At 59.7% G+C, this 26,410-nt stretch carries 27 protein-coding genes; 13 read left to right on the forward strand and 14 right to left on the reverse strand.

Annotated features, from left to right (window positions below):
- Positions 1-45: 45 nt before the first annotated feature.
- Positions 46-654 (reverse strand): tRNA-uridine aminocarboxypropyltransferase, encoded by a 609-nt coding sequence (locus AC07SU_RS15935; RefSeq protein ID WP_494997569.1) that lies wholly within the window; start codon positions 652-654, stop codon positions 46-48.
- A 6-nt stretch (positions 655-660) separates the two neighbouring features.
- Positions 661-1,554, reverse strand: a complete 894-nt coding sequence (locus AC07SU_RS15940) for a LysR family transcriptional regulator (RefSeq protein WP_017134867.1) — start codon at positions 1,552-1,554, stop codon at positions 661-663.
- Positions 1,555-1,802: 248 nt separating this feature from the next.
- Here AC07SU_RS15940 and speB point away from each other — a divergent pair, with 248 nt between their 5' ends.
- The 4 genes from speB to AC07SU_RS15960 are packed head-to-tail and all read left to right on the forward strand — an operon-like array spanning position 1,803 to position 6,126.
- Complete coding sequence (gene speB, locus AC07SU_RS15945) at positions 1,803-2,753, forward strand: agmatinase (RefSeq protein ID WP_065909690.1); 951 nt, start codon at positions 1,803-1,805, stop codon at positions 2,751-2,753.
- On the forward strand, positions 2,753-3,175 hold the full coding sequence (locus AC07SU_RS15950; RefSeq protein ID WP_176996248.1) for a YybH family protein: 423 nt from the start codon (positions 2,753-2,755) through the stop codon (positions 3,173-3,175). The genes speB and AC07SU_RS15950 overlap by 1 nt, the downstream gene beginning before the upstream one ends.
- A gap of 21 nt (positions 3,176-3,196) precedes the next feature.
- The gene (locus AC07SU_RS15955) at positions 3,197-4,708 is read left to right on the forward strand and encodes a purine-cytosine permease family protein (RefSeq protein ID WP_176996249.1); all 1,512 of its coding nucleotides are present in this window, start codon (positions 3,197-3,199) and stop codon (positions 4,706-4,708) included.
- Between the two features lie 35 nt (positions 4,709-4,743).
- Positions 4,744-6,126 (forward strand): sodium:solute symporter family protein, encoded by a 1,383-nt coding sequence (locus AC07SU_RS15960; protein ID WP_176996250.1) that lies wholly within the window; start codon positions 4,744-4,746, stop codon positions 6,124-6,126.
- Positions 6,127-6,208: 82 nt separating this feature from the next.
- On the opposite strand, the gene AC07SU_RS15965 is transcribed toward AC07SU_RS15960, so the two are convergent.
- From AC07SU_RS15965 to ptrR, 4 genes are all read right to left on the reverse strand, one after another.
- Positions 6,209-8,263: an FAD-dependent oxidoreductase gene (locus tag AC07SU_RS15965; protein ID WP_494997570.1), complete on the reverse strand. Its 2,055-nt coding sequence runs from the start codon at positions 8,261-8,263 to the stop codon at positions 6,209-6,211.
- Positions 8,264-8,847: 584 nt separating this feature from the next.
- Positions 8,848-9,450, reverse strand: a complete 603-nt coding sequence (locus AC07SU_RS15970) for a peptidoglycan recognition protein family protein (RefSeq protein ID WP_494997571.1) — start codon at positions 9,448-9,450, stop codon at positions 8,848-8,850.
- Positions 9,451-9,692: 242 nt separating this feature from the next.
- The gene (locus tag AC07SU_RS15975; RefSeq protein ID WP_494997572.1) at positions 9,693-9,815 is read right to left on the reverse strand and encodes a PA1414 family protein; all 123 of its coding nucleotides are present in this window, start codon (positions 9,813-9,815) and stop codon (positions 9,693-9,695) included.
- Between the two features lie 142 nt (positions 9,816-9,957).
- Positions 9,958-10,851: a putrescine utilization regulator PtrR gene (gene ptrR / locus AC07SU_RS15980; RefSeq protein WP_176996253.1), complete on the reverse strand. Its 894-nt coding sequence runs from the start codon at positions 10,849-10,851 to the stop codon at positions 9,958-9,960.
- A 103-nt stretch (positions 10,852-10,954) separates the two neighbouring features.
- On the opposite strand from ptrR, the gene AC07SU_RS15985 reads away from it, so the two are divergent.
- Complete coding sequence (locus tag AC07SU_RS15985) at positions 10,955-12,154, forward strand: MFS transporter (RefSeq protein ID WP_494997573.1); 1,200 nt, start codon at positions 10,955-10,957, stop codon at positions 12,152-12,154.
- Here the strand turns inward: AC07SU_RS15985 and AC07SU_RS15990 are convergent.
- From AC07SU_RS15990 to AC07SU_RS16000, 3 genes are all read right to left on the reverse strand, one after another.
- Positions 12,066-13,508, reverse strand: a complete 1,443-nt coding sequence (locus AC07SU_RS15990; RefSeq protein ID WP_176996255.1) for an NCS1 family nucleobase:cation symporter-1 — start codon at positions 13,506-13,508, stop codon at positions 12,066-12,068. The two genes, AC07SU_RS15985 and AC07SU_RS15990, sit on opposite strands and share 89 nt — an antisense overlap.
- A gap of 199 nt (positions 13,509-13,707) precedes the next feature.
- Positions 13,708-14,106: a DUF2177 family protein gene (locus AC07SU_RS15995; RefSeq protein WP_494997574.1), complete on the reverse strand. Its 399-nt coding sequence runs from the start codon at positions 14,104-14,106 to the stop codon at positions 13,708-13,710.
- Between the two features lie 111 nt (positions 14,107-14,217).
- Complete coding sequence (locus AC07SU_RS16000; protein ID WP_034099624.1) at positions 14,218-15,054, reverse strand: CvfB family protein; 837 nt, start codon at positions 15,052-15,054, stop codon at positions 14,218-14,220.
- A gap of 323 nt (positions 15,055-15,377) precedes the next feature.
- Between AC07SU_RS16000 and AC07SU_RS16005 the strand changes: the two genes are divergently transcribed.
- The 4 genes from AC07SU_RS16005 to AC07SU_RS16020 all read left to right on the forward strand — a co-directional run bounded on the left by AC07SU_RS16005 (position 15,378) and on the right by AC07SU_RS16020 (position 18,579).
- A complete protein-coding gene (locus tag AC07SU_RS16005; protein ID WP_003193095.1) occupies positions 15,378-15,557 on the forward strand; it encodes a PFL_1563 family small protein in 180 nt (59 codons plus the stop codon).
- Positions 15,558-15,766: 209 nt separating this feature from the next.
- Entirely contained in the window at positions 15,767-16,489 is a 723-nt protein-coding gene (locus AC07SU_RS16010) for a TorF family putative porin (protein WP_176996257.1), read from the forward strand.
- Between the two features lie 66 nt (positions 16,490-16,555).
- Positions 16,556-17,449: a DUF6279 family lipoprotein gene (locus tag AC07SU_RS16015; protein ID WP_494997575.1), complete on the forward strand. Its 894-nt coding sequence runs from the start codon at positions 16,556-16,558 to the stop codon at positions 17,447-17,449.
- Positions 17,450-17,541: 92 nt separating this feature from the next.
- Complete coding sequence (locus AC07SU_RS16020) at positions 17,542-18,579, forward strand: alpha/beta hydrolase (RefSeq protein ID WP_494997576.1); 1,038 nt, start codon at positions 17,542-17,544, stop codon at positions 18,577-18,579.
- Between the two features lie 60 nt (positions 18,580-18,639).
- Here the strand turns inward: AC07SU_RS16020 and AC07SU_RS16025 are convergent, their stop codons facing one another.
- Positions 18,640-19,029 carry a transcriptional regulator gene (locus AC07SU_RS16025; RefSeq protein WP_176996260.1) on the reverse strand — a complete coding sequence of 130 codons (390 nt, stop codon included), beginning with the start codon at positions 19,027-19,029 and terminating at the stop codon, positions 18,640-18,642.
- A 154-nt stretch (positions 19,030-19,183) separates the two neighbouring features.
- Between AC07SU_RS16025 and AC07SU_RS16030 the strand changes: the two genes are divergently transcribed.
- Entirely contained in the window at positions 19,184-19,459 is a 276-nt protein-coding gene (locus AC07SU_RS16030) for a hypothetical protein (protein ID WP_494997577.1), read from the forward strand.
- 50 nt (positions 19,460-19,509) lie between these two features.
- Here AC07SU_RS16030 and AC07SU_RS16035 read toward each other — a convergent pair whose 3' ends face one another.
- Positions 19,510-20,856 (reverse strand): DEAD/DEAH box helicase, encoded by a 1,347-nt coding sequence (locus AC07SU_RS16035; protein WP_494997578.1) that lies wholly within the window; start codon positions 20,854-20,856, stop codon positions 19,510-19,512.
- Positions 20,857-21,049: 193 nt separating this feature from the next.
- On the opposite strand from AC07SU_RS16035, the gene AC07SU_RS16040 reads away from it, so the two are divergent.
- On the forward strand, positions 21,050-22,348 hold the full coding sequence (locus AC07SU_RS16040) for a mechanosensitive ion channel family protein (RefSeq protein WP_259172948.1): 1,299 nt from the start codon (positions 21,050-21,052) through the stop codon (positions 22,346-22,348).
- Positions 22,349-22,488: 140 nt separating this feature from the next.
- Here AC07SU_RS16040 and AC07SU_RS16045 read toward each other — a convergent pair whose 3' ends face one another.
- From AC07SU_RS16045 to AC07SU_RS16055, 3 genes are all read right to left on the reverse strand, one after another.
- A complete protein-coding gene (locus AC07SU_RS16045; RefSeq protein ID WP_494997579.1) occupies positions 22,489-23,355 on the reverse strand; it encodes a carboxylate/amino acid/amine transporter in 867 nt (288 codons plus the stop codon).
- A gap of 196 nt (positions 23,356-23,551) precedes the next feature.
- Positions 23,552-24,151, reverse strand: a complete 600-nt coding sequence (locus tag AC07SU_RS16050; protein WP_494997580.1) for an FMN-dependent NADH-azoreductase — start codon at positions 24,149-24,151, stop codon at positions 23,552-23,554.
- A gap of 151 nt (positions 24,152-24,302) precedes the next feature.
- On the reverse strand, positions 24,303-24,617 hold the full coding sequence (locus tag AC07SU_RS16055; RefSeq protein ID WP_176996266.1) for a 3-phosphoglycerate kinase: 315 nt from the start codon (positions 24,615-24,617) through the stop codon (positions 24,303-24,305).
- 49 nt (positions 24,618-24,666) lie between these two features.
- Here AC07SU_RS16055 and AC07SU_RS16060 point away from each other — a divergent pair, with 49 nt between their 5' ends.
- Complete coding sequence (locus AC07SU_RS16060; RefSeq protein WP_178925278.1) at positions 24,667-25,590, forward strand: PA3225 family LysR-type transcriptional regulator; 924 nt, start codon at positions 24,667-24,669, stop codon at positions 25,588-25,590.
- A gap of 14 nt (positions 25,591-25,604) precedes the next feature.
- A complete protein-coding gene (locus AC07SU_RS16065; RefSeq protein ID WP_494997581.1) occupies positions 25,605-26,408 on the forward strand; it encodes an alpha/beta fold hydrolase in 804 nt (267 codons plus the stop codon).
- Positions 26,409-26,410 lie beyond the last annotated feature (2 nt).

The raw sequence follows: 26,410 nt of genomic DNA on the forward strand, positions 1-26,410 counted from the left end.
ATATCACGCAAAGTGCGGTACTTATGGCTTAAAGGAATAAGCCGGTCATGGGCCGGCAGGGCCATCGGCATGGTTTCTTTGAAACACCTCATCCCCCATCGCCACAATCTGGCCCTCGATCAACGCCTCGAACGGTTTGAGCAACGCTTCAAACGATCGTGGTACTTCCAATACCTGTAATGCCTGCGCAATCGCTTCAATGGTGGACAAGGCCCCCGGTGCCGGCGCCTTGCGCAGCCGATAGCGGGAAACACCGCCCTCGGCCAGGGTGACCCGAGGCAATGCGGCCAGCAGCGGGTTGAGGTGCAACATTTTGCGCGCCTTGCGCCAGGTGCCGTCGGGGACCACCAGCAGCAGCGGCTGATCGGAAGATGCGTAGGCCTGCAATGGCTGGGCATCATCGGCCGGAAACAACAGTCGGGCCTGATAGCCCGGTGGGTTGAGCAAGCTGGGCAAGTCCTCAAACACCTCGCCCACCACCAACTGCGCATTGTTCAACCCCAACGCCGCCAACCGCGCAGTGTTGAGCGCATGGTTGACCTCGCTCGGGTGCTGCAACAGCAACACGCGGGTGCGGCTGTCGAGGCTGGGGATCAGCGGGCACAGGCAGTGGGTAACGGGCCGCAGGCAGCGGGAGCATTGGGGTCTGGACATGGTTTATCAGGCCTGGTTGAGCTGAGCTTTGAGCAAGTCGCGGAAGGTCTGGATCAGCGGCTCGCGGCTGCGGCCACGGCGCATGATCATCGAGAACGGCGCCTGGTAGCCAAAGGTCGCCGGCAGCAACACGCGCAGGTCGCCCTTGTCGGCCCATGCCTGGGCGTAGTGCTCCGGCAGGTAGCCGATATAGGCGCCGGACAGCACCAGGATCAGCTGCGCTTCCATACTTTCCACCGTGGCGGCGCTGTGCTTGAAGCCGTGGCGCGCGAGTTCTGCCTGGCTCCAGTAACCGCGCCCGACCATGCGTTGCTGGGTAATGACCTGTTCGGGGATGCGCCGTTCGTTGAACAAAGGATGGCGCGTACTGCAATACAACCAGTGCTGCTCACGGTACAGCGGCATATAGATCAGGCCGCTCATGCGGTTGGAAAAGGCGCCGATGGCCAGGTCCAGGCGATTGTCCTGCACGCCCAGTTGCAGCTCATAAGGGCTCATTACCGACAGGTGCAGGTGAACGGCCGGGTGCTCCAGGCTGTAGGCACCGATCACTTCAGCAAAGGGCAAAGCCTTGTCGCTGACGGTGGAGTCGAGCACGCCCAGCTTGAGCGTGCCGCGCAGTTCGCCTTTGAGTGCCGCGGCGTACTGCTCGAAACCCTCAAGCTCACCCAGCAACCGCAGGGTTTCCTGATGAAACAACTCGCCCTTGCTGGTGAGGCTGAACCCGCCCCGGCCACGATGGCACAGCACCAGGCCCAACGCCGACTCCAGTTGGCTCATGTAGGTACTGATGGCCGACGTGGACAGGTTGAGTTCGTGCTGGGCGTTGGCGAACCCCTGGTGCCGCACGACGCTGACGAAGATGCGCAGGAGTTTCAGGTCGGGCAAGGCGTTGGCCATGGGGTCTCCGAAGGCACACACATAATCCTGTGGGAGCGGGCTTGCCCGCGATGGCGGTGTATCAGCAATACAGGTGCAAGCTGTCCCACCGCTATCGCAGGCAAGCTAGCTCCCACCTTTGAACGGAGTTTACCTCAGGCATTAGTTTAGAAAAATCTGAACTAAGTATTTGCCCCTGCCGATTCTTTCGTATCGGCGTATTTCGCATTATCGGCCCCTAATAAACAAAACAACGATGAGGCACTCCCGTGGACAAGATTTTCCACCAACCACTGGGCGGCAACGAAATGCCGCGCTTCGCCGGCATCGCCACCATGATGCGCCTGCCCCACCTGCAAACGGCCAAGGGCCTGGACGCCGCCTTTGTCGGCGTGCCCCTGGACATCGGCACCTCCCTGCGCGCCGGCACCCGCTTCGGGCCCCGTGAAATCCGTGCTGAATCCGTGATGATTCGCCCGTACAACATGGCCACCGGTGCTGCTCCGTTCGATTCGCTGTCGGTGGCCGACATCGGTGACGTGGCGATCAACACCTTCAACCTGCTCGACGCCGTGCGCATCATCGAAGAAGCCTACGACGAGATCCTCGAGCACGATGTGATCCCCCTGACCCTGGGTGGCGACCACACCATCACCCTGCCGATCCTGCGGGCGATCCACAAGAAACACGGCAAGGTCGGGCTGGTGCACATCGATGCCCACGCCGACGTCAACGACCACATGTTCGGCGAGAAAATCGCCCACGGCACCACCTTCCGCCGCGCGGTGGAAGAAGGCTTGCTGGACTGCGACCGCGTCGTGCAGATCGGCCTGCGTGCCCAGGGCTACACCGCCGAAGACTTCAACTGGAGCCGCAAACAGGGCTTCCGAGTGGTCCAGGCCGAAGAATGCTGGCACCACTCGCTCGCGCCGCTGATGGCCGAAGTGCGTGAAAAAGTCGGCGGCGGCCCGGTGTACCTGAGCTTTGATATCGACGGTATCGACCCCGCGTGGGCACCCGGCACCGGCACCCCGGAAATCGGTGGGCTGACCACCATCCAGGCCATCGAGATCATTCGTGGCTGCCAGGGCCTCGACCTGATTGGTTGTGATCTGGTAGAAGTTTCGCCGCCGTACGACACCACCGGCAACACCTCGCTGCTCGGCGCCAACCTGCTGTACGAGATGCTCTGCGTACTGCCCGGCGTGGCCCACCGCTGATGAGCGCCCACGACGTACTGAAAGCCGCGGCCGACCTGGTGTCGGCCTTCGCCCGCAATGACCGCGCCGCCTACTTCGGCGCGTTCACGGCCGATGCCAGCTTTGTGTTCTACACCCTCCCCCAGCCGCTGCTCAGCCGCGACGCCTACCAGGCGTTGTGGGACAGCTGGCGCCAGGACGAGGGGTTCGAGGTGCTGTCCTGCACCTCGAGCAATGCCGTTGTCAGCCTGCAGGGCGACGTGGCGATTTTTATTCATGACGTGGCCACCGAGCTGCGCATGAACGGGGAGCAATTTTTTAGCCAGGAACGCGAGACCATTGTCTTCAAGCGACAAGGGACGAGCGAACAACAAGAACAAGGCCTGTGGCTGGCCTGTCACGAACATTTGTCCGCAATGCCGGAAGGGCTGCCGCCCCCTTAGCCAATGTGATCGGAGCTGATCATGAATAATAAAAACAACGAAAACAGTATTCGCAAAATAGAAACCAACGGGGTCGAACAGATCCCGGACCACGAACGCACTGCCGGCCCCAAGGATCTGTTCCGACTGATCTTCGGCGGTGCCAACACCTTTGCCACCGCCGTGCTGGGTTCCTTCCCGGTGCTGTTCGGCTTGTCGTTCCAGGCCGGTGTCTGGGCGATTGTGCTGGGCGTGCTGGTGGGTGCGCTGATCCTGGCACCCATGGGCCTGTTCGGGCCGATCAACGGCACCAACAACGCCGTGTCTTCCGGTGCGCACTTTGGCGTGCACGGGCGGATTGTCGGCTCTTTCCTGTCATTGCTGACGGCGATTGCCTTCTTCTCACTGTCGGTGTGGAGTTCAGGTGACGCGCTGGTAGGCGGTGCGAAACGTCTGGTAGGCCTGCCGGAAACCGACCTGACCCTGGGCCTGGCCTATGGCCTGTTCGCCCTGCTCGTGCTCACGGTGTGTATCTACGGCTTTCGCTTCATGCTATGGGTCAACCGCATTGCGGTGTGGGCCGCGAGCCTGTTGTTCCTGCTGGGCATCTTTGCCTTCGCACCGGCGTTCGACAGCCACTTCGCCGGCACCGTCGCACTGGGCCAGACCGGCTTCTGGGCGGCGTTTATCGGTGCCGCGCTGGTGGCCATGAGCAACCCGATTTCCTTCGGGGCGTTCCTCGGTGACTGGTCGCGCTACATCCCACGTGAAACGCCGAAAATGCGCATCATGCTGGCGGTGGTGCTGGCGCAGATCGCCACTTTGATCCCGTTTCTGTTCGGCCTGGCCACCGCGACCATCGTGGCGATCAAGGCGCCGGACTACATCGCGGCCAACAACTACGTCGGCGGTTTGCTCGCCGTGGCACCGAGCTGGTTCTTCCTGCCGGTGTGCCTGATCGCGGTGATCGGCGGCATGTCCACCGGCACCACCTCGCTGTATGGCACGGGCTTGGACATGTCCAGCGTGTTCCCGCGCCTGCTGTCGCGGGTCAAGGCCACGTTGCTGATCGGGGTGATGTCGATTGCCTTCATCTTCATCGGACGTTTCGCCGCCAACCTGGTGCAGAGCGTGTCGACCTTCGCCGTACTGATCATCACCTGCACCACACCGTGGATGGTGATGATGATCATCGGCCTGATCGTGCGCCGTGGTTACTACTGCCCGGATGACCTGCAGGTGTTCACCCGTGGCGAAACCGGTGGTCGCTACTGGTTCAGCCATGGCTGGAACTGGCGCGGGCTGGGGGCCTGGATCCCGAGTGCGCTGGTGGGCCTGTGCTTCGTCAACCTGCCGGGGCAGTTTGTCGGGCCGCTGGGCAACCTCGCCGACGGCATCGATATCAGCTTGCCGGTGACGCTGGGACTGGCGTCGGTGGTGTACCTGACCTTGCTTCGCGTGTTTCCGGAACCGGCCGCTGTCTACGGCCCGGCGGACCCTCGCAGCAAGCGCACGGATGCGCGCGTTAAACCGGCGCTGCAACACGCCGCCTGATCGCTCATAAAAAAGATAATCGGAGACCCGCCGTCATGGCTTTGGATTTATTCGTCGTACTCATCTACGCCGCCGGCATGCTCGTGCTCGGCTATTACGGCATGCGCCGCGCCAAGACCCACGAAGACTACCTGGTAGCCGGTCGCAACCTGGGCCCTTCGCTGTACATGGGCACCATGGCCGCCACAGTATTGGGCGGTGCGTCCACCGTCGGCACCGTGCGCCTGGGTTATGTTCACGGCATCTCCGGCTTCTGGCTGTGCGCCGCGCTGGGCATGGGGATCATCGCGCTGAACCTGTTCCTGGCCAAGCCGCTGCTGAAGCTGAAAATCTTCACCGTGACCCAAGTGCTGGAAAAACGTTACAACCCCATGGCCCGCCAAGCGAGCGCGGTGATCATGCTGGCCTACGCCTTGATGATCGGCGTGACCTCGATCCTGGCTATCGGCACCGTGTTGCAAGTGCTGTTCGGCCTGCCGTTCTGGATCTCGGTGCTGCTGGGCGGTGGCGTGGTGGTGGTGTATTCGACCATCGGCGGCATGTGGTCGCTGACCCTCACCGACATCGTGCAGTTCGTGATCAAGACCGTCGGCCTGATGTTTATCCTGCTGCCGATCTGCCTGTACCGCGTCGGCGGTTGGGATGAGCTGGTGGCCAAGCTGCCGGCGTCGAATTTCAGCTTCACCGAAATCGGCTGGGACACGATCATCACGTACTTCATGATCTACTTCTTCGGCATCCTGATCGGCCAGGACATCTGGCAGCGCGTGTTCACTGCCCGTGATGAAAAGGTCGCCAAGTATGCGGGCACCTTCGCCGGCTTCTACTGCATTCTCTACGGCCTGGCCTGCGCATTGATCGGCATGGCAGCGCATGTGTTGATCCCCAACCTGGACAACGTCAACAACGCCTTCGCCGCTATCGTCAAACTGTCGCTGCCGGACGGCATCCGTGGCCTGGTGATTGCGGCGGCCCTGGCCGCGATGATGTCCACCGCCAGCGCTGGCCTGTTGGCCGCCTCCACTGTCCTGACCGAAGACCTGCTGCCACGCCTGCGCGGCGGCAAGCAGTCGAGCCTGGCAATCAACCGCCTGTTCACGATGTTGACCGGTATCGCCGTACTGGGTATCGCGCTGGTGGTGAACGACGTGATCAGCGCCCTGACCCTGGCCTACAACCTGTTGGTGGGCGGCATGCTGATCCCGCTGATCGGCGCGATCTTCTGGAAGCGGGCAACCACCTCCGGCGCAATCACCTCCATGACCCTGGGCTTTGTGACCGCACTGGTGTTCATGTTCAAGGATGGCCTGGATGCGAACACGCCGATCTACTACAGCCTGGCAGTCGGGCTGGTGAGCTTCGTGCTGGTGAGCCTGTTGTCGCGCAAGCCGGAGGCGATGGCGGCGCGGGCGGTTTGATATGTAACAGGATTTAGAGCGGTTTCTTCAGCGGGCACGACGTCGGATGTCGTGCCCGTTTTTTTTGTTCTGTTGAAACGCCTCAATTCGCCTGGATGATTTCCTGGACCAGCGAGGCCCACACCAAGCCCTGGGTTGTGCCTGCGGCGTAGGTTCCACCGGCTACGATGCGATGGTGGGCAGAGCAATAGACTATCGATAGCCCATCCTGAGTGCCGGGCCTGGCACATTCGATAATATCCAAGTCGCCAATTTCGATAGCCCTGCGATAGGAGTTCGGAAAATGCCGAGCAACCGCCATCAGACATGCAGTCAATATTTCTTCCTTGTGCTCTGACGTTGAGCCGGGCACTACTTGCCCGCCAGAGACAAGAATATAGTCCCCGTCCAAACGGCAATTCATGACGCCTATTGGCAGATCGTACTGCAACTTGAACCCACGCATTTCGGCACCTTCATTACCAACCGCGCGCAGCTTGAAAAACCAGCCAATAATCGCGACGACCTCTGGCTCCTCCACTCCCATGGCAGTGACGACGAAGACGTCCTGGCTTAATTCGGCGATTTGAGAAGTGTTCAAACGCTGGGGTACAAACTGAACTCCGGAGCCCTGCAAAAGCGCCTCGACCTCTCCCATTAAATGGACAAACTCCAAGTCGTAGCCCGACACCTCGATCGCTCGGCCAACTCCGCAGACTCCATAGCGTCCTTGGAATTGCAGTGGCGCAATATCTGTTAGTTCACCTCCTGGCTTACCACTCGGCCAAGTCCTGTTTTCAATATCGCATTGCTCACGAATCGCTCTCTCTGCGCCTGTGTCCTCGTCCCTATAGGCTCGTACAACCCGTGCCTTTGCGAATCGCGCCAGCGACGGATTGTCCGCCAGAAGCTTTTCAAACAACTCGATGCCTGCACGATTGCACTCAATGGCCAAACGCTGATTGCCAGGCAATAAAAATTCGTTTTCCAGGGGCTTTGCGGTGGTCTCCGTTGCTGACATATGGCGCATGTTTATACGCTTGTGACTGGCTCCATCGCCCTGCTGATGTCCGCCATACACCGTGACCTGATAATTCGCGAGACGCAGCATGACCGCTTGGAGCAAGCCGTTGATGCCCCTACCGATGATTGCCACGTGCGGCGCACCGGCATCGGCGGGCTGTGGGGGGATCGTCAGTGATTGCGCGAGCTTGCGCCTGACCAAGCCGCGCAAGGCCATCAGACTCAGTTGCACCGAAACCGCATAGTCGAGGTCGCAATGGCAGCCTTCGGTCGTTGCCGCCTGAATCGTAAGCGTCGCGGGCTTGCACCACTCGCAGAGACTGCAGCCCAGTGTTTGTGTACGTATCCGAAATGCCTCCAGTGTCGTCGGCCCATAGTCCAGCACCAGCTGAACACCTTGAGCTGCTGCCAGAGCCAGTAAAGCGTCATCGCTGAAGACGTCCGGTTTAGCCACACAAACCAGGCGAGCGCTTTTGTGCAGGCATTGAACGAGGGCTCGATCAATGCGATGAACGGACTCATCGTTCAGCGACAAGCAGATGGCGACGGCATAAGCACCCTCCAGTACTTCCTGCCAGTCCGTGACAAATATCACTCGGCTGTCAGAACTCCGCGCCTGATCGTGTCGAACCAGCACCTTGATCCGAACATCCGGGGTTCGATCCAGTAACAACTTAACAAGCGCTTTCCCCACATTGCCGTATCCCAGCACGCGGATATCACGGGGGATGGAGCCATCGCCTACTGTCAGCCAATGCGCAATATAGGCCGCAACGTGTGGTGCATTAACGCCGGGTAAGTTGATGACTCGAATGCTGTTGGACTCGCATAGCGCCAATGCCACCTTGTCCAAGCTCGTGCCTCTGCGAACCAAATAGAGATCGCCAAACGGGTGTGAAATACGCCATTGGGCAATGACGTCTGCATCGATCACTTGATCCCCGACGATGATCGCTGATGGATGCAAGAGTGCGATCTGTATGAGCAAGGATTGCTTGGTTAATGTCGGCGGAAAAAAGACTACGTTTTGGGGTGCGTCGGTCTTCCAGGATTTGGACACTGGCGCGATATGTAGAACAGTTTCATAAGTGGCAATCAGTGACGCGGCGACCGGCGGAACGCGAGAGGGGCGCATGGCTTTGTCTCCAACAATTCTGGCTGACCAACGCCCCAAAAACACACTCGATAAAGTTGGGCCACTAAAGAAATGCGCTTAGGTTCTACTCGGTCTTTAAAGGGCGTCAGGGCGGACCTTTCCTGGCAGAGTTCAACCTAGGCGCATCGATGGGATTAAATAAGTGCCCTGCTTCTGACAATGAGGTAGTCCGTTTCTGACGCTAAAACGTCAAGTCCGGGCGGGCCCGCGCTAAGGCATGCCCCCTCCAAACAGGTCGTAGCAGGTCTTGCAGCCAAAAAACTGCAGCACCCCCGGGCATTGGATTGCGCCCGTGTGCCCTGCGCGCACGTGCCAGGTACAGGCCTTTCCCTGATACGTCAGGGTGCCCTCAAGGTGACAAGGTGCCCATTCGTAGTCGTCATGCAGCGTGCGCCCATCAATGCGCTCGGCACGCTTGAAGAAAGAGGCGATTTGCCGCTCATCGAGTGCAACGTCCGATGCTCGGCACGAGTCAGGCTCCAGGGATTCAAAACGTGTAATCGACACATCACTGACGGGCGAGCACCCCACAAGTAACACCGCAAACGCCACTGGCCAAAATCTCATTGCCACACCGCGCTGCTGGCTTCATCCACGTTTTTATAGGAAATTTGCGGGTGGGTGTAGACGTCCTTCGACGTCAGGTTGAAATGACCGTATAGCTCAGCGACCAACCATTGCAGCGATTGATTTTGCAACGCCGTCACCTTCTCGTAATGTGTTTTGTCCAAGTGTTTTCCGACCAGCTCGATGCCTAATGAATCGGCATTCATGGGGTAACGCTCAGGGTAGTTCTTGGTGCGTTCATACCGATCCAACGCGCGGAACTGCAACTCCCAGGTGAGTGATTTAATAGCCTTCATCTGAACAGCGTCACACGTTGACTCATCCACCGCCTCGCACTTGGAGCGCAGTAGTCTCCCGACGTGATAACAGCGTTTTTTCAGGCTGGCCGTCTGGTAGATCACACCGTCCTTTTCGATGAGAAAGTGCGCGCCGTTGCCCTTATTTCGGTAGGTATTGAACGTGTGCTGCGCCGTCGGGGCGTCAGTCTGGTGGACCACCAGAGCGTGCACGCTACGCAGATCCCCCTGCTCGATCGCTGGAAAACGGCGGAGTTCGACCTTGCTGGAAATCAACATGCCTTCGTTATCAATGCTCGACATTCCAATGCCTTTTCATCCTTGTGAAGACGAAAATATAGAGGCTGAAATGGGGAAAAGGCGTGGATGACGGGATAAGCAGAAGGGTCTGACGATGGCACGTGCATCGTCAGACGATAAACGGGGGGAGGTGTTGCGAAAAAAGGAGGTGCGCTCAGATCACAGGGAACCGGAACTGCCCTGAAACACTACCTGTAGCATCAGCGCCCGCACGTTCAATGTCTGATCGTTTGAGCGCTTTACGCTTACCTGCGGCGTGGTCGGCTCTGCTCGTCATCCGTACGGATTGGCACCGGTTGCAGCGGAGGCTCGATCAAGCCCAGCGCAACGCCAAGGTCATGGAGCCAGTTTTGAATTTTCTCTTTCATGGTTGCCCCCTTTGAGGGTAATGCGCGTCGGCGAGGTTCTTGTCGCCTTTTCCTACAGTGATAGTAGCCCTAAGTCCTACGTAATGCTTGAACGAAACCACAACGAACTGTTACCAGATTGATGTGAATCCTGACGGATCGCTCAAGCAATCGCACGGGTGTCTTGCAGGAATTCGGCCTTGCCTTCTTGCTGCAGGTCGATCCATGCGTTGAGGTTAGCGCCGAGCATACCCTTTCGCCACATCAACCAGGTGGTCGCCATGGCATATGGCCCTGTCAGGGGATGAACGGACACGCTGTCCTTGCCCGGCAGGCTGTCGAGCATCGACTCGGACATCAACGCCACCCCGGAACCGGCAATCACACAGGCGAGCATGCCCTGGTAGGACTCGATCTCGATCGCCCGCCCCATCGCCACGTGTTCATGGGAAAACCAGGTCTCCAGCCGCGTGCGGTAGGCGCAACTGCGGCGGAACGTGAACACCGAACGCCCGGCGACATCCTGCGGGCCGCGCACCGGTGGGTGATCAGCCTCGCAAATCAGCACCAGCCGCTCTTCGCATAACGGCACGCCGTCCAGGGAAGCAATGGTGATCGGGCCATCCACAAAGGCCGCGTCGAGACGACCGGTGATCAGGCCCTCGAGCAATTCGCCGCTGGGGGCCGATTGCACCTGAAGGTTCACCATCGGGTAAGCCTTGTGATAACGCGCCAGCAACTTCGGCAAATGGACGGCCGCCGTGCTGTACATGCTGCCCAGCACAAATTCACCGGCCGGCTGCCCGCCTTGAACCGCGCCATGGGCTTCGTCGTGCAGGGCCAACAGGCGCGTGCTGTAGTCCAGCAGCACTTTACCGGCAGGAGAAAGCTGTAGCCGCTGGCGTTCACGTACGAACAGTTCAACGCCGAGCTGCTCTTCCATTTGCTTGAGGCGTGTCGACAGGTTCGAAGGCACACGATGCAGGCGATCGGCCGCCCGGGTAATGGAGCCCTCTTCCGCCACGGCCTGGAAAATGCGCAATTGACTGAACTCCATACCTTTCTCCAAAACTGAACAAGTTACTCACTATTATTCATTTTTACAGAAAGTCAATCAGCTTTAGCCTGAAGGTCATTCGCTTACCAGCAGGAACTTGACCATGTCACCCCAGATTCGCTTACTCGCCAGCTTTATCGCCCTGATGATGGCCATGGGCATTGGCCGCTTCGCCCTTACCCCGCAAATGCCCCATCTGCTCAGCGAGGGGCAGATTGACCTGACCGGCGCGGGTCTGATTGCTGCCGCCAATTACTTGGGCTACTTCGCCGGCGCGGTGGATTCGATCTTCGCCCGCAGCCATCACCACGTGCGCGGCCGTATGTACGGTGGGCTGTGGCTGTGCGTGCTGCTGACCCTGGCTTCGTACTGGGCCCACGGATTCTGGCCGCATTTGTTGTTGCGCTTTGGTACCGGCGTCGCCAGTGCCTGGGCGTTGGTGATGATCACCAGTTTGAGTCAGCCGCTGGCGATGAGCATCGGCCGCCCGCGCCTCGGCGCCCTGATATTTGCAGGGCCGGGGCTGGGGATTTTGTTGACCGGGCTGTTGGCCTTGGGCTCCAACCTGATGGGGCAAAGCTCAGCGACACTGTGGTTGGTGTATGGCGTGGTAGCACTGGTGATGCTGCTGGCGGTCCTGCCGTTCCTGCCGCAGCCAAGCGCGGCGGCCACTCACGCGACCCACGTGGGCAACAATGAAAGCATCGCGCACCTGTGCTGGATCTACTTCCTGTACGGCCTGGGTTACATCATCCCGGCCACCTTCCTGTCGCAGATGGCCAGTGCGCAATTTAAGGGCGCCTGGCAAGCCGACCTGTTCTGGCCGTGCTTTGGCCTGGGGGCAGCGCTGGGCGTGGTGGTGGCGAGCCTGCGCCGCAAGGACCCGCAGACCACGCGCCGTTGGCTGATGACCACACTGTGGCTGCAAGCGGCCGGAGTATTCGCCTGCCTGTTGGGCAACGGCTGGGGCTTGGCGCTGGGCGTATTGCTGTGCGGCGCGCCGTTCCTGGCGTGCATGCAACTGGTGATGGCGCGCTTGCGTGATGTGGCGCCTCACGGCTACCAGCGCAGCACCGGCCTGCTCACCGCCAGCTTTGCCATCGGCCAATTGAGCGGGCCGCTGCTGGCCTCGGTGAGCAGCCACTTGAGCGGTGGGCTGCAGCCAGCGTTGATAGTGGCCGGCTGCGGGTTGGTGTTGGCGGGTGCGGTGCTGGTCAACCGGCAACCAGCGGCGCGGGCAGACGCACTTGCTCTCGCCGAGCAAGCACCAGGAAAAACAGCCCTCCCAGGAAACACCCGGTAAACCAGGCAAAGTTGGCCATGCCCTGCAACGCCGGTGTGAAGGTAATGGCGACGCCCACCAGCGTCGCCGGCACCAGCGCCTTGACCGCCGTCCAGTTCACGCCGCCGTCGAAGTAGTAACGCCCACTTGGGCTGTCATCGAACAAGGCGTCCACGTCGATCTTCTGCTTTTTGATCAGGTAGAAGTCCACCAGCAGGATCCCGAACAGCGGCCCAATGAAGGCGGCGAGGATATCCAGGGTGTAGTGGATCATCAGCGGGTTGTTGAACAGGTTCCATGGGGTGATGAAGATGGAGGCCACGGCAGCGATCATCCCGCCGGCGCGCCAGCTGATCTTGCTCGGCGCGACATTGGCGAAGTCAAAGGCGGGCGAGACGAAGTTGGCCACGATATTGATGCCGATGGTGGCGGTGACGAAGGCAAAGGCGCCAAGCAATACGGCCATGCTGTTGTCGATGCGCGACACGGTGGCGATCGGGTCGTGGAGCATTTCGCCGAACACCGGCAAGGTGCCCGAGACGATCACCACGGTGACCAGCGAGAACGCCAGGAAATTCACCGGCAGCCCCCAGAAGTTGCCGCGTCGCACGTCCTGCATACTGCGGCAGTACCGGCTGAAATCACCGAAATTCAGCGTCGGGCCAGAGAAGTACGACACCACCAACGCAGTCGCCACGATCACTTGGCCGAACGCTTGCCAACCCGACAAGGATTTTTCCGCCAGGGTGAAGCTGATGTTGGCCCAACCCGCCTTCCACACGATCCAGCCCGCCAAGGCAAACATGACCGCGTAGACCACCGGACCCGCCCAATCGATAAAACGGCGGATGGACTCCATGCCCGCCCAGAACACCGCCGCCTGCAACACCCACAGGCTGAGGAAACCAAACCAGCCCAAGTAGGAAAGGCCTGCGAAGTGCGGCTCGGCATACACCGCCATCTGTGGGAAAAACCGCAGCACCACAATGATCAAGGCACTCGACGCCAGATACGTCTGAATCCCATACCAGGCTACGGCGATCAGGCCGCGAATCACCGCAGGAATATTCGCACCGAACACCCCAAAGGCCAGTCGGCAAATCACCGGGTACGGCACAGCCGCCTGCTGGCTCGGCTTGGCCACGAGGTTGGCGATCAATTGCACGATGCAGATGCCGGCGAGCAACGCGATCAGCACCTGCCAACTGGCCAGCCCGAGGGCGAACAGGCTGGCGGCGAATACATAACCACCGACGCTGTGCACGTCGCTCATCCAGAAGGCGAAGATGTTGTACCAGGTCCATTTCTGCGGCAGTGGCCCCAGGTCCTTGTTGTACAGGCGCGGGCTGTAGCCTTTGGGCAATTGTTCGGTCATCGCTGGGCTCCTCGAAATACGGGCCTGCCCCGCCGTAGCAGTGTGCATACGGGAGGCGGCAGAGTTTGTATACGAGGCATTCAGCAGATTGCGTGCCAATAGCACACAATCCCCAATGGCACGGCGTTTCAAAGCAGGCTATAGCGCTTTAAATATGGGAGATATGCTCAGCAACGGTGCATACAAATCCTGTACACAATCAACCTTGCACTCGTTGTGCACACAGATAGCCAACCGTGCAACAGACCGCGGTGAGAAACGTGCCCCAGGCCATGTCCATGACGGCCAGCCCGCTGGACCAACCGTGCAGGGTGGCCCAGTTGCTCAGGTCGTAAGTGCCATAGGCGACCAAGCCCAGCAAGGCACCCAGGCGAGCCGCGCGTTGCCAGCTGGCGCTGGGCAACACCACGAACACCACGCAACCGAGGGCATACAGGAGATAAAACAGAATGGCGGGCAAAAGCCGTGGCTGATCAAGCATCAGCGGCCCGAGCAGGGCTTTGTAGGTAGGCCCCATGAGGACGCCCAGCCAGAGCCCGTCGAGCACCAGGAAGGCGAGCAGTGTGCCTAGGTAGGCGTAGATGACGTTCCTGGACATGGCACACCCTCTGTAGGAGCCGGCTTGCCGGCGATGAGGCCTGCGGATTTGGCGGTGTTCTCTAAAACACCATCGCCGGCAAGCCGGCTCCTACAGAAGAGCAAAGCGTGGTCAGCTTAGTTCAATGCGATCGGCATGAATCACAATCTGGCCCTGCTTGTAGAGCGCACCAATGGCCTTCTTGAAGTTGCCCTTGCTCACGCCGAACAAGTTGCTGATCACGGCGGGGTCGCTCTTGTCGCTGACCGGCAGGGTGCCGTTGTTTTCGCGCAACTTGGCAAGGATCTTCGAGTTGAGGCTGGAGGCCGCTTCCTGGCCGACCGGTTGCAGGCTCAGGCTGATGTTGCCATCGGCGCGGATCTCTTTGATAAAGCCCTTCTCTTCCTTGCCTGGGCGCAGGAACTTGAACACTTCGTTCTTGTGGATCAGGCCCCAGTGCTTGTTGTTGATGATCGCCTTGAAGCCCATGTCCGTGGCCTCGGCCACCAACAGGTCGACTTCCTGTCCCACCTGGTAGTTGGCCGGGGTCTTGTCCAGGTAGCGGTCCAGGCGCGCGGTGGCGGTAATGCGCTTGGTGTGCTTGTCGAGGTAGACGTGCACCACGCAGTATTCACCGGCGCTCAACTGGCGCTTCTCTTCCGAGTACGGCAGCAACAGGTCCTTGGGCAGGCCCCAGTCGAGGAATACACCAATACTGTTGACTTCCACTACTTTCAAACTGGCAAATTCACCCACTTGAACTTTGGGTTTTTCAGTCGTCGCGATAAGTTTGTCATCGCTGTCCAAATAAATGAAAACGTTAAGCCAGTCTTCATCTTCACTGGGAATATCTTTGGGGATATACCGATTAGGCAAGAGGATTTCACCGTCTTGCGCACCGTCCAGGTACAAACCAAAGTTAGTATGTTTAACCACTTGCAAGCTGTTGTAGCGACCGACTAAAGCCATTTCCAGATACCCTCGTTACGTGGGCGGCATTCTACCCGAGTTGCGCCCGGTACGCGCGTGCGCCTGAAAAATCGCGGGCCGGCGTGGCGTTTTACTAGCACCGCCCCGCTCGTCCGATCATCTGGCCCAATTGCACGACGACAAAACCGCCGAATGCCCCCATGGTTTCGAGTTAAAACAGTAAGTTAGGGGCTTATTTCAAAGATGAACTTGGGTTATTTCCAACGCCTCACGTTATTCACGGGGGATATTTGCCAAGCAATTGTCAAGTCATTCCTGTACGATGCCTGGCCAAGTTAATTTTCTACAGGTTAGTGGCCGCCATGCGCGTAAAAGCATCCAACAGCAAAGCAAAGCCAGCTCCCGCCGTTGAAACCAGCGAATCGATCAACAGCCAGATCGCTGCTTTCCTCAAGTCCGGCGGCGAAATCCAGCAAATTGCCAAGGGCGTGAGCGGCCAGACTTTCGGCCCGTCCAAGCAGATCAGCCTGGGCAAAAAGTAATACCTGCGCATTGCACCTGGTCCCTAAGCGCCTTGCCTTCAAGGCGCTAGGACTAGAGCCCGAAACACCCTCCTGCTTAATCCCCTGGATGCACTAATCGACGAACGGGCCTCAACGCTACGCATTCGCCGGTATGCTTGCACACGTCTAGCACGGGCATCTGCTCGATTTCCTCCGTTACTGCTCCTCGCTTTTTCATGGAGTGAAGCATGTTCAAACCCTGCATTTTCCTGGTCACTGCCCTGGCAGCCAGCCCCCTCGCCGAAGCGCAGATTTTCCAGCGTGAACTGGGTGACTTCGACCTGAAATTGGGTACCACCCCAAGCCGCAGCATGGCCCAAGGCCTGGTCAAACCCACTTCGCCGGGCAGCGATTCGTTCCATGGCGGGCTGGACCTGAGCCACGACAGCGGCCTGTACATCGGCCAGTTTTCGCCGAACATGGGGTTGTCTTCCACCAGCAACCTGGAAGTCGACTCGTACATGGGCTTCAAACATCCCTTCGACCAGACCCTGGGCTATGAAGTCGGGTTGATTCACTACAGCTACCCCAAGCTCAGCCCCCTCGACAGCCAGGAGTTCTACGGCGGCCTCAACCTGCTGGGCAATCGTTTCGGCGCCTCATTCAGCAACGACCCGGATCGCCAGGACAGCACCCTGTTTGCCGACTTAGGCGGCACTCAGCCATTCGGCATCGGCGTCAGCATGAAGTACACCACCCATCAGTTGGGCACCCCGGTTTCGGTAGACGGCGGCTCCATTCGCAGCTTCAGCGACTGGTCAGTGCAATTCTCCCGGGAGTGGATGGGCGTGGACCTGAACCTGATCTACAGCGACTCCAGCCTCAGCGGCGGCGACTGCTCGGCCTACTCCGGACACAATTCGCAATGCGATGGGCTGTTGACCCTGAAGGCCGCACGGTCGTTTTATTGAGGATCTGAACTGTCGCGCCCGATGCGGGTTCACATGCTTTAACTTCCTCTGCGCAAGGACCCGCTCATGGTGCGTCGGCTCAAACTACTGGTGATCTTGCTGACCCTGAGCCTGGCGCTCACTGCCTGCAGCCGCGTGGGCCTGGCCTACCGCAACCTCGATGTGATCATCCCCTGGACCCTCAGCGACTACCTGGACATGCATGCCGGGCAGAAGAGCTGGTTCAACGACAAACTCAAGGAACACCTGGCTTGGCATTGCACCACCCAATTGCCGGGCTACCTGGGTTGGCTCGACCGCCTGCAACAGATGGTCGACGACAACCAGGTCACCGATGCAGCCTTGCAGACCCGCACCGCCGAAGCCAAACAAGCCATTGCCGAAGTCGCCCGTGAAATTACCCCGTCGGCTATTGAGTTGTTGCAGGGGCTGGACGATCAGCAGGTCAAGGAAATGAACGAGGCGCTGGCCAAGGACCTGCGCAAGCGCCAGGACGAATACCTCAAGCCTCCGCTGGCCAAGCAAATCCAGGACCGCGCCGAACGCATGAATAAACGCCTGGACGCGTGGATGGGGCCGTTGAGCGACAGCCAGAAAAACCGGGTCACGGCCTGGTCCATCAGCCTGGGAGAGCAAAACCAGCAATGGATCGGCAACCGCGCCCGCTGGCAGGCGCAATTCATCGACGCAGTGAAACAGCGTAAGAGCGCGAACTTCCCGCAGAAAATGCAGCAATTGCTGGTGGATCGGGAAAGCCTCTGGACGCCGGAATACAAAATCGCCTATGCACAAACCGAAGCGGCGGCGCGCAGCTTGATCGTGGACCTGATGGCCGAAAGCACCGCACAACAGCGCGTGAAACTGACGCAGAAAATCGACGGTGTGCGCAGCGACTTCAAGGCACTCAAGTGTATGAGGCCCACGACTGATGGCGCAATTATCAACGCCGGGCCCAAATAAACATTCTGTATAAAAATAAAGCAAACTACATCACGTTTAATCATGTTTATGCGAAAGGTGCGAAGTACATTTCCTCGAAAACAACAAGAGGAATGTTTCATGCCCCCCGCCCCCTGCTGATCATCACCACCGCGCTCCTAAGCCTTCAGGCAGCGGCCACGCCCGTCCTCCTCAAGGACATCAGTTCCTTCCACATCGGAGGTCAAACCGTCTCGCTCGAAGGGCTCCCGGTGTCACAAATATCAGCCATTGCAGGCACACAACGTACTTCGAACCCCAACGGTGACTACCAGGTAGGCCAGATGTATGTTCAGTCTTATCAACTTGAAGAGCCGCGGGCGCGCTATCCCTTACTGATGTGGCACGGTGGGGGGCTGACAGGCGTTACTTGGGAAACCCGCCCGGATGGCCAACCCGGGTGGCAGAATTTCTTTATGCGCCGCGGCCATTCGACCTATGTGTCCGATGCCTATGAACGAGGTCGCGCCTCCTGGCCGCGCACCCCAGAGCTGATCGACACTGAACCTGAACATCGCACACTGAACCAGGCCTGGTCGATGTTTCGCTTTGGCCCTGACAACGCCTATCCACAGCGGCGAACCTTCCCCGGCGCCCAATTCCCTGTCGATCATGTTGACCAGTTTGCCAAGCAATTTGTCGCTCGCTGGGCATCGCCCCAAGCCACTCAACGTGCCCAGGCCGCCTACGACCAATTGGTGGAGAAAGTCTGCCCGTGCGTAATCCTTGCCCATAGCCAGGGTAACGTCTTTGCTTTCAACGCGGCGTTGAAGTATCCCGATAAGATCAAGGCCATCGTTGCCTTGGAGCCCGCCGCCGGGCCGGACCCGTTGCGGGTTGATATCACCCCCGCAACAAAGGTTCCTCACTTGGTAATCTGGGGCGACTTCATCGATCAGTCCCCCTTATGGCAACGGTATCGAGCCCAATCCAACACCTTCCTCAACGCAGTACGGGACGCAGGCGGACAAGTGGACCTGATTGATCTGCCACAGCAGGGTATCCGGGGCAATTCCCATATGGCGATGATGGAAAAAAACGCGGACCAGGTTGCAGCCATGATTCAACAATGGTTCGATTCGAACGGCCTCATGCTGCCAATAGCCCGCTGATGAACAACCCGCATTGGCGCTGTTTCCGGCGAGCGGCCATCGCCAATGCGGGCAGATACCTCAGGCAATTTGCGCCTTCTTGGCCAACGCCTTGAATGTTTCCGGGTCCAGCGCATCCGCCTGTTCATCCAGCACCTGACGCGGGTGATCATTGCCGGGAATCGAGCTGTCGATCAGCGCCAACAATTGCGCACCGAGTGCCGTCAGGATGAAATTCTCGCCATTGCCGCCCTCTTCCTCGGGCCGCGACTCAATGAAGCCGCGCTTGAACAGCAACGCTTCATAATCCGCAGCGGTCTTCTTGAGCGCGTCCAGGTTACCGGTGGACTCTCCCGCCGTGGCCTTCTCGGCCGCTTCCTGCTCGGCGTATTTGCGCGGCGCAAAGCTGCCTTCGCCGTTCTGCACTTCATGCAACAGTCGTTCGATCAGATCCCAGTTGTAAGTCGTCATCCTGATTCCTCCTGCAGGCCGATGGAAAAGTGGCCCGTCAAAGGGTGGACAGGCTACGTCGCTGGCCGTTCAGCCGAATAGACGGACGTCATTTCTCTGAACTTTCCAGACGTTCGCGGCCTCAACAGCACATAACCGCCAAGGAGGTCTGCCCATGAAAACCCTGATGAACCTGGCCATCATCGCCACGCTAACCGCCGCCCTGCCCGCTTGGGCCTGCACTCCCGATGAGGCGACGGCCAAGCGCGAGGAGCTGGCCCAGGAAGTGGCCAAGCTGACCGAACAGAACCCGACCAAGGCCAAGGAGATGAACGACGAACTGCAGAAGATGGACCTGGACACCGAAAGCGCGGAGTTCCCCGACAAGTGCCAGCTGATCGACGCACGCCTGAAAGAACTCAAGGAAGCAGCGGCCAAGGCCAAAAACTGAGGCCATAAAAAAACCGGACAATCGTCCGGTTTTTTTATTTCACCCCTGCCTTACTCGGCAGCAGGTGCCTCTGGCTTGCGGCGCTTGAGCGGGGCCATGCCGTCCTTGCTGACGAGCGACAGGCTGTCGGTCTTCGGACGGTTGGCGATCTTGCGCTTGGTCGGCGACTTGGCGCCGGTTTTCTTCTTGTCACCCTTGGCGTCGGTCTTTTTCTTCTTCACGCCAACGGCCTTGCCCGATGCCTTGACCTTCTTCGGCCCGGTGTAGGTGCCTTTGACTTCCTTGATGGTGCGGCGCTCGAACGACTGCTTGAGGTAGCGCTCGATGCTCGACATCAGGTTCCAGTCGCCGTGGCAGATCAGCGAGATGGCCAGGCCATCGTTGCCGGCACGCCCGGTACGGCCGATACGGTGCACGTATTCGTCACCGCTGCGGGGCATGTCGAAGTTGATCACCAGGTCCAGGCCATCAACGTCCAGGCCACGCGCAGCCACGTCGGTGGCCACCAGGATCTTCACGCCACCGGCCTTCAGGCGGTCGATGGCCAGCTTGCGATCCTTTTGGTCTTTCTCGCCGTGCAGCACGAACGCCTTGTATTCCTGGGCCACGAGGCGGCCGTAGATGCGGTCGGCGGCAGCGCGGGTGTTGGTGAACACGATGGCCTTCTGATAGGTCTCGTTGGCCAACAGCCAGTTGAGGATCTGCTCTTTGTGCACGTTGTGGTCGGCGGTCACGATCTGCTGACGCGTGGTCTCGTTCAGGTCGCTGACGTTGTTGACCTGCAGGTGCTCAGGGTTGTTCAGCACCTTGGCGACCATGTCGCGCAGGGTCGAGCCACCGGTGGTGGCCGAGAACAGCATGGTCTGCTGGCGGTTGACGCATTCGCCCACCAGGCGCTGCACGTCGTCGGCAAAGCCCATGTCGAGCATGCGGTCGGCTTCGTCGAGCACCAACACTTCGACTTCCTTGAGGTCCAGGTTGCCGGCGTTGAGTTGCTCGATCATGCGGCCAGGGGTGCCGATCAGGATGTCCGGTACTTTGCGCAGCATGGCAGCCTGCACCTTGAAGTCTTCACCGCCGGTGATGATGCCGGACTTGATGAAGGTGAACTGCGAAAAGCGCTCGACTTCCTTCAGGGTCTGCTGGGCCAGCTCGCGGGTCGGCAGCAGGATCAGGGTCTTGATGCTGACACGAACCTTGGCCGGGCCGATCAGGCGGTTCAGCACAGGCAGGACGAAAGCCGCCGTCTTGCCGCTACCGGTTTGAGCTGTCACCCGCAGGTCACGCCCTTGGAGCGCGAGCGGGATGGCCGCTGCTTGCACAGGCGTAGGCTCGACAAATTTAAGCTCGGCCACGGCTTTGAGCAGGCGTTCGTGCAGGGCGAATTGGGAAAACACGGGTGCTACCTCGAAGAAATACAAAATATCAGCGCCATAGGTTACCGGTTTCGGGCGTCCAAACCGAGTTTCTTTACGCGAACGGTGCTAATCAGCTGCTTTTTTGTCAGTGCGTTTGTCCAGAACATCAACTTTGTTGCACTTAAATGCTCTAATCGCCCCGTCTTGTCCTACAGAAGAATCGGTTTCACCCATGGATATCAAACAGCTCTGGCTCAACGTCCAAGACCTCTGGGGCGCCCTCGATGAACACCCCCTGCTGCATTCCAGCCTGGGCTTGCTGGTGTTGCTGGTGGTGGCGCTGCTGCTCGGACGGGTAGCGCGCTACCTCATTCTCCACGCCGTCAAACTGCTCGGCCGGCAACCCCCCCTGCACTGGCTCAACGATCTGCGGCACAACAAGGTGTTTCACCGCCTGGCGCAGATGACGCCGTCCCTGGTGATTCAATTCGGCCTCTACCTGGTGCCGGACCTGAGCAAGACCGCCACCCTGTTCATCGGCAACGTGGCCCTGGCGTTCACCATCCTGTTCATGACCCTGGCCGTGAGCGCCCTGCTCAACGCCCTGCTGGACATCTACGCGCGTACAGAACACGCACGCACCCGCTCGATCAAGGGCTACGTGCAGCTGGCCAAGATGGTGTTGTTCGTGTTTGCCGCGATCATCATCGTCGCCACCTTGATCGACCGCTCGCCGCTGTTGCTGCTGTCGGGCCTGGGAGCGATGTCGGCGGTGATTTTGTTGGTGTACAAGGACACCTTGCTGTCGTTCGTCGCCAGCGTGCAGCTGACCAGCAACGACATGCTGCGCGTGGGCGACTGGATCGAAATGCCCCAGGTGGGCGCCGATGGCGACGTGGTGGACATCACCCTGCACACGGTCAAGGTGCAGAACTTCGACAAGACCATCGTCTCCATCCCCACCTGGCGCCTGATGTCTGAGTCGTTCAAGAACTGGCGCGGCATGCAGGCCTCGGGCGGGCGACGGATCAAGCGCAGCCTGTTCATCGACGCCAGCGGCGTGCGCTTTCTGCGCGACGATGAAGAACTGCGCATGACCCAGGTGCACCTGCTCACCGACTACATCGGGCGCAAGCAGGCCGAACTCAAGGCCTGGAACGAAGCCCAGGGCCACAGTGCGCAACTGTCGGCCAACCGCCGCCGCATGACCAACCTCGGCACCTTCCGCGCCTACGCCCTGGCCTACCTGAAGAGCCATCCGGACATCCAGCCGAACATGACCTGCATGGTGCGCCAGATGCAAACCACCGCCCAGGGCGTGCCGCTGGAGATCTACTGCTTTACCCGCACCACGGCGTGGGCCGATTACGAGCGCATTCAGGGGGATATTTTTGACTATCTGCTGGCGGTGTTGCCGGAGTTTGGCTTGAGCTTGTATCAGCAGCCGAGTGGCAATGATTTGCGTGCGGGGGTGTTGCCCGCGGTATTGGGCGCCAGCCATTTGCCGTCCCTGGAAAACAAATCAGCCTGACGCCACCAAGCCCACTGTCGGCGCGGGCTTGTGTGGGAGCGGCGGTGCGACGGTTCGACTTGCCCGCGAAGGCGGTGTATCAGTCAGCACATCCTTCTCTGACATACCGCATTCGCGAGCAAGCCCGCTCCCACAGGGGGTCAGTGTGGCGCTGGCTGCTTGCGTGCACCCAACCGACTGATCCACACCGCCCCCACAATCACCAACCCGCCCAATGCCAATATCCCCAACGGCTCATGCTGGTTCCAGATCAGCAGGTTCAGCAGCAACCCCACCGGCACATGCAGGTTGTTCATCACCGCCAGGGTGCCGCCTTGCACCAGGCACGCGCCTTTGTTCCACCAGTACATGCCCAGCGCAGTGCTGACCAAGCCGAGGAACACCAGCACGCCCCATTGCAACGGGGCTTCGGGCAGGAAGTTGGCTTTGCCGAACATCAGGAATGCCGGCAGCACCACGATCAAGGCGCCCAGGTAGAAATAGCCGAAGCGCCGATAATGCGGCAGGTCGCTCGGGTAACGCGCCACCAGGTGCTTGTACATCACCTGGCCTGCGGCATAGGTGAAGTTGGCCAGTTGCAGCAGCAGGAAGCCGCCGAGGAAGTTCGGGGTGATCTGGTCGAAGCGAATCACTGCCGCCCCCGTGACGGCCACCAGTGCCGCCACCAGCGCCCAGGGGTTGAAGCGCCGGTTGAGGGCGTCTTCGATCAGCGTCACGTGCAACGGCGTGAGGATGGTGAACAGCAACACCTCCGGCACCGTCAACACGCGAAAGCTCAGGTACAGGCACACGTAGGTCACGCCAAATTGCAGCGCACCGATCATCAGCATGCCGCGCATGAAGGCCGGTTCCACCGAACGCCAGCGGGTCAGGGGGATAAATACCAGGCCGGCCAGCACCACGCGCACCAGCACCGCGAAGTAACTGTCGACGTGACCGGCGAGGTATTCGCCAATCAAGCTGAAGGAAAATGCCTGAATCAGGGTGACAACCAGTAGATAGCCCATGCGCGCCTCGTTTCGAATGGGCGGGACATTAAAGGTTTTCGGCGTTGCACGAAACTCGGGGCAAAAAAAACCCGACCTCGCTATAGCGTCAGTCGGGCAGGAGCACTCAGGAGCAACAAGTGCAAAGGGAGGTTCGTACTTGAAGGGTTTGCGTGGGCTTAGATAAACACCGCGCGATTATCTGACGATTAAAGGATCACGCGACCTGCGCCAACAGTACCTTGGCGTGGTTGATGCCCTTCTCCTGGAAGTCGCCGCTCAGGTTCACCCCTTCGGCGTGAATGAAGGTGACGTCGTGAATACCGATAAAGGCCATGACCTGGCGCAGGTACGGTTCCTGGTGATCGGAGCTGGCGCCGGTGTGGATGCCGCCGCGAGCCGTCAGCACGATGGCACGCTTGCCAGTGAGCAAACCCTGAGGGCCGGTGGCGGTGTATTTGAAGGTGACGCCGGCGCGCAAAACGTGGTCCAGCCAGGCCTTGAGGGTGCTGGGAATGGCGAAGTTGTACATCGGCGCCGCCATCACCAGCACGTCGGCAGCCAGCAGCTCGTCGGTCAATTCGTTGGAGCGGTCCAGGGAAGCCTGTTCCACAGCGCTGCGCTGTTCAGTCGGTTTCATCCAGCCGCCGAGCAGGTTGGCGTCCAGGTGTGGAACCGGGTTGAGGGCCACGTCACGCACGGTGATCTGATCCGCCGGGTGGGCGACCTGCCATTGGCTGATGAACTGCTGGGTCAGTTGGCGGGAGATCGAATCCTGCTGGCGGGCGCTGCTTTCGATGATCAGAACGTTGGACATGGCTACGTAGGCTCCATCTGTAATTGCTGTAAGTCGATGGAGAAAAGATTAACCAGGGCCTATTCGATAAAAAAGCGCAAAAAACTGCTATAACCCATCTATAAATTTGTTTATAAGCGGAGTATTGCTGTAGGCATGCTCCGCCATTGCTTTATTTCGGTGCGCAGGCCAGGGCGATCCGCATCTTGATAATGGCGCGGCTGAACTTGACCGTGGTGTTGGTGCTTTTACCGGCGGGCACCGTGACCTTGCGGTTACGTGGCGACTCCGGGCCATTGGTGAAGGTTACCGAGCACACCGCATCGTTGGTGCCGTAGTTATTGAGCTGGATCGAGCTGATGTCGCCGTCCACGTCGGAAGCGGTGTAGTCCACTTTCACGCCGTCGATCTTTTTCGTCACGTCGATGGGGTAGGCAAAGGCGCTCAGCGGCAGCATCGCCAGCAACACACAACAGAATTTTCTCATTCGGCAGTCTCCAATAAGGACCGCCAGCTTAGGACAAGAGGAGCTCATCTTGAAAGCGCCCCGCGTTACCCTTGATCAATGGCGCACGCTGCAAGCCGTGGTCGACCACGGTGGCTTCGCCCAGGCGGCTGAAGCGCTGCACCGTTCGCAGTCCTCGGTGAGCTACACCGTGGCCCGCATGCAGGACCAGCTCGGCGTGCCGCTGTTGCGCATCGATGGACGCAAGGCCGTGCTGACCGATGCCGGTGAAGTGCTGTTGCGCCGCTCCCGACAACTGGTGAAGAACGCCAGCCAGCTGGAAGACCTTGCCCATCATATGGAACAAGGCTGGGAAGCCGAAGTACGCCTGGTGGTGGACGCCGCCTATCCCAACGCACGCCTGGTGCGCGCGCTCACCGCCTTCATGCCGCAAAGCCGGGGCTGCCGTGTGCGCCTGCGTGAAGAGGTGCTGTCGGGTGTCGAGGAGCTGTTGCTCGATGGCATGGCCGACCTGGCCATTAGCGGGTTCATCATCCCGGGTTACCTGGGCACGGAAATGAGCGATGTGGAATTTATCGCCGTGGCCCATCCCGACCATTCGTTGCACCGCCTGAACCGCGAGCTGAGCTTCCAGGACCTGGAAAGCCAGATGCAGGTGGTGATCCGTGACTCCGGCCGCCAGCAGCCGCGCGATGTAGGCTGGCTCGGCGCCGAGCAACGCTGGACCGTCGGCAGCCTGCCCACCGCCGCCACGTTCGTCAGCAGCGGCCTGGGCTTTGCCTGGTTGCCCCGGCACATGATCGAGCGCGAACTCAGCGAGGGCCTGCTCAAGCAGCTACCCTTGGAAAAGGGCGGCAGCCGCAACCCGACCTTCTACCTGTATTCGAACAAGGACAAACCCCTGGGCCCGGCCACGCAGATCCTGATCGATCTGCTGCGCACCTTTGACACCGCGCCCCTGGATGCACCTTTCGCCGCGCCACAACAAGCCTGAAACGGAGTTCACCCATGGCCTGGTTCGACCATGAAGGCTGCAGCCTGCACTACGAGGAATACGGCCACGGCACACCGCTGATCCTGATCCACGGCCTGGGCTCCAGCAGCCAGGACTGGGAACTGCAGATCCCCGTACTGGCCAAGCACTACCGCCTGATCGTGGTGGACGTGCGTGGCCATGGGCGCTCCGACAAACCCCGCGAACGCTACAGCATCCAGGGTTTTACCTTTGACCTGCTCGCGCTGATCGAACACCTGAACCTGCCGCCCGCCCATGTGGTGGGCTTGTCCATGGGCGGCATGATCGCCTTCCAATTGGCGGTGGACGAACCGAGCCAGGTCAAGAGCCTGTGCATCGTCAACAGCGCCCCCGAGGTCAAGGTGCGCAGCGCCGATGATTATTGGCAATGGGCCAAGCGTTGGAGCCTGGCACGGCTGCTCAGCCTGGCCACCATTGGCAAGGCTCTGGGCGATCGGCTATTTCCCAAACCCGAGCAGGCCGACCTGCGCCGCAAGATGGCCGAACGCTGGGCAAAAAACGACAAACGTGCTTATCTCGCCAGCTTCGATGCGATTGTGGGCTGGGGCGTGCAGGAACAACTTTCCCGAATTGCCTGTCCTACGCTGGTCATCAGCGCCGACCACGACTACACCCCCGTGGCGCAGAAAGAAAACTATGTAAAACTGCTGCCCGATGCGCGGCTGGTGGTCATCGAGGATTCCCGCCATGCCACGCCCTTGGATCAACCCGAAGTCTTTAACGCTACCCTGCTCGATTTTCTAAAGACAGTCGAAACCACTACCCAGGATCACTGACC

This window comes from Pseudomonas sp. GW821-FHT05H12 (assembly GCF_059419385.1).

What these genes read in the sequence shown, in the direction of transcription:
- AC07SU_RS16040 (WP_259172948.1), top strand. Translation starts at nt 21,050, where the DNA reads ATGGATATCAAACAGCTCTGGCTCAACGTCCAAGACCTCTGGGGCGCC.
- AC07SU_RS16050 (WP_494997580.1), bottom strand. Translation starts at nt 24,151, where the DNA reads ATGTCCAACGTTCTGATCATCGAAAGCAGCGCCCGCCAGCAGGATTCG.
- ptrR (WP_176996253.1), bottom strand. Translation starts at nt 10,851, where the DNA reads ATGGAGTTCAGTCAATTGCGCATTTTCCAGGCCGTGGCGGAAGAGGGC.
- AC07SU_RS16020 (WP_494997576.1), top strand. Translation starts at nt 17,542, where the DNA reads ATGTTTCATGCCCCCCGCCCCCTGCTGATCATCACCACCGCGCTCCTA.
- AC07SU_RS15950 (WP_176996248.1), top strand. Translation starts at nt 2,753, where the DNA reads ATGAGCGCCCACGACGTACTGAAAGCCGCGGCCGACCTGGTGTCGGCC.
- AC07SU_RS16025 (WP_176996260.1), bottom strand. Translation starts at nt 19,029, where the DNA reads ATGACGACTTACAACTGGGATCTGATCGAACGACTGTTGCATGAAGTG.
- AC07SU_RS16010 (WP_176996257.1), top strand. Translation starts at nt 15,767, where the DNA reads ATGTTCAAACCCTGCATTTTCCTGGTCACTGCCCTGGCAGCCAGCCCC.
- AC07SU_RS16015 (WP_494997575.1), top strand. Translation starts at nt 16,556, where the DNA reads ATGGTGCGTCGGCTCAAACTACTGGTGATCTTGCTGACCCTGAGCCTG.
- AC07SU_RS16065 (WP_494997581.1), top strand. Translation starts at nt 25,605, where the DNA reads ATGGCCTGGTTCGACCATGAAGGCTGCAGCCTGCACTACGAGGAATAC.
- AC07SU_RS15975 (WP_494997572.1), bottom strand. Translation starts at nt 9,815, where the DNA reads ATGAAAGAGAAAATTCAAAACTGGCTCCATGACCTTGGCGTTGCGCTG.
- AC07SU_RS16045 (WP_494997579.1), bottom strand. Translation starts at nt 23,355, where the DNA reads ATGGGCTATCTACTGGTTGTCACCCTGATTCAGGCATTTTCCTTCAGC.
- AC07SU_RS15940 (WP_017134867.1), bottom strand. Translation starts at nt 1,554, where the DNA reads ATGGCCAACGCCTTGCCCGACCTGAAACTCCTGCGCATCTTCGTCAGC.
- AC07SU_RS15960 (WP_176996250.1), top strand. Translation starts at nt 4,744, where the DNA reads ATGGCTTTGGATTTATTCGTCGTACTCATCTACGCCGCCGGCATGCTC.
- AC07SU_RS15970 (WP_494997571.1), bottom strand. Translation starts at nt 9,450, where the DNA reads ATGTCGAGCATTGATAACGAAGGCATGTTGATTTCCAGCAAGGTCGAA.
- AC07SU_RS16000 (WP_034099624.1), bottom strand. Translation starts at nt 15,054, where the DNA reads ATGGCTTTAGTCGGTCGCTACAACAGCTTGCAAGTGGTTAAACATACT.
- AC07SU_RS15955 (WP_176996249.1), top strand. Translation starts at nt 3,197, where the DNA reads ATGAATAATAAAAACAACGAAAACAGTATTCGCAAAATAGAAACCAAC.
- AC07SU_RS15985 (WP_494997573.1), top strand. Translation starts at nt 10,955, where the DNA reads ATGTCACCCCAGATTCGCTTACTCGCCAGCTTTATCGCCCTGATGATG.
- AC07SU_RS16055 (WP_176996266.1), bottom strand. Translation starts at nt 24,617, where the DNA reads ATGAGAAAATTCTGTTGTGTGTTGCTGGCGATGCTGCCGCTGAGCGCC.
- AC07SU_RS15995 (WP_494997574.1), bottom strand. Translation starts at nt 14,106, where the DNA reads ATGTCCAGGAACGTCATCTACGCCTACCTAGGCACACTGCTCGCCTTC.
- AC07SU_RS15990 (WP_176996255.1), bottom strand. Translation starts at nt 13,508, where the DNA reads ATGACCGAACAATTGCCCAAAGGCTACAGCCCGCGCCTGTACAACAAG.
- AC07SU_RS16005 (WP_003193095.1), top strand. Translation starts at nt 15,378, where the DNA reads ATGCGCGTAAAAGCATCCAACAGCAAAGCAAAGCCAGCTCCCGCCGTT.
- AC07SU_RS15935 (WP_494997569.1), bottom strand. Translation starts at nt 654, where the DNA reads ATGTCCAGACCCCAATGCTCCCGCTGCCTGCGGCCCGTTACCCACTGC.
- AC07SU_RS15965 (WP_494997570.1), bottom strand. Translation starts at nt 8,263, where the DNA reads ATGCGCCCCTCTCGCGTTCCGCCGGTCGCCGCGTCACTGATTGCCACT.
- AC07SU_RS16030 (WP_494997577.1), top strand. Translation starts at nt 19,184, where the DNA reads ATGAAAACCCTGATGAACCTGGCCATCATCGCCACGCTAACCGCCGCC.